2 protein-coding genes and 1 pseudogene are annotated in these 1,265 nt (G+C 42.8%); all 3 read right to left on the bottom strand.

All coding sequences use genetic code 11. The annotated features are described in order from the left end of the window. Positions 1-243 precede the first annotated feature (243 nt). Positions 244-720 (bottom strand): glycine/sarcosine/betaine reductase complex selenoprotein A, encoded by a 477-nt coding sequence (grdA, locus tag A8805_RS21900; RefSeq protein ID WP_109714824.1) that lies wholly within the window; start codon positions 718-720, stop codon positions 244-246. A gap of 51 nt (positions 721-771) precedes the next feature. Continuing rightward, complete coding sequence (gene trxA / locus A8805_RS21895; protein ID WP_109714823.1) at positions 772-1,089, bottom strand: thioredoxin TrxA; 318 nt, start codon at positions 1,087-1,089, stop codon at positions 772-774. A gap of 62 nt (positions 1,090-1,151) precedes the next feature. Further along, positions 1,152-1,265 (bottom strand): annotated as a pseudogene (locus A8805_RS23075) (thioredoxin-disulfide reductase); the annotation flags it as partial.

Here is a 1,265-nt window from a genome sequence, read left to right as displayed (position 1 = left end):
TCTGTTGTCTGTGTTGTTCCATTATATAAAACCATGCTTGGAGTGTGTACTAATATATAACTTGCTCCCTTGATTACACTATTCATTGGGTATCCGCCTTTCTATATGTTTATTCTGATAGAGAAAAAGAACAGGACCTTAACGGGTACACAGGACCTGCCCCTTTTTTACTTGAAAGGAGTTAAAACTCCCTCCCTTATAAATGGAAAGCTATAATAAATCAGTTTTACCGGAAGGCCAATCTTATCCTAAGAATTTGCAGTACTCATCCCGGATAGATGTCATTTCCTGAATGATATCATCCACATCCAGCACCATTTCCATCATACTGACTTGTTCCTCGTAAACTGCTTCATCAAATTCATCTTTCACTTCTGGTTCACATACATGATACACTTGAAGTCCAAGCTGGACTCCTGTCAATGGACCTGCAAAAGTAGGGTCTCCTGCTGTTACGGTTTCAGCTGCAAGTCCTGCAGCTTCTCCCTCTGCGGCACCAAGTACAACAACTAAGTTCTCTGCACCATATTCATCCGCAAATTCTTTTACCCTCTTCTGGTTTTCCAGATCCATCGCACCTGCGCTTGTTCAGACGAAGCACTCCGTAGATGAGAATACAATCTCAGCACCGGCTGTCTTCACACATTCAGCGATTGCCGGCCCTGGAATTCCATCACGGTCACCGATAATGATTACTTTTTTTCCTTCTAAAATAGCCATGATGATATTTTCTCCTTTCTTTTTCTTCCGTTATACCGTTTTGTTTTTCTGTCAGATATATTTCTGAATCATTGCTTCAATATTTTCCGGGGTAGCATCGTCTTTCACTACCTCCTCCACTTTCTCACCGTCTTTATAGATTGCCATAACAGGCAGTCCCAGTATCTTCTGTGAGATTGCAAGACGGCGGGCTTTCGTGGTGTTCAAAGAAGCGAACTTCAGCCTCTCACCGTAGGTTTCTGCAAATTCATGCACCTTAGGCATCAGCGCCTGGCATGGCACACATCCGTCACCATAGAAATCGACAAACACATATCCCTCTGCCTTTAATACTTCTTCTTCAAAGTTTGTCTTATCCAAATCTACCATTTGTCATATCCTCCTTTTCTGCCTGTTTTTAAAAGTTCCGAAACTTCTGTTTTGTTCCCAGCTTAAAAATAATCAGACAGGCTTCTCTCTACCTGTACTGCTGCAATTGCACCATCTGCAGCCGCAGTAACAACCTGCCTCAGGCTTTTCACCCTTACATCTCCTGCCGCGTAAAC

This window comes from Faecalicatena contorta (genome assembly GCF_003149105.1).
GTDB classification, from domain to species: domain Bacteria; phylum Bacillota; class Clostridia; order Lachnospirales; family Lachnospiraceae; genus Muricomes; species Muricomes contortus_C.
The sequence above is the reverse complement of the archived record's forward strand: the minus strand, read 5'-3'. Positions and strand labels throughout refer to the sequence as shown.

Coding starts and splice junctions, on each gene's coding strand:
- trxA (WP_109714823.1), bottom strand. CDS start 1,089: ATGGTAGATTTGGATAAGACAAACTTTGAAGAAGAAGTATTAAAGGCA.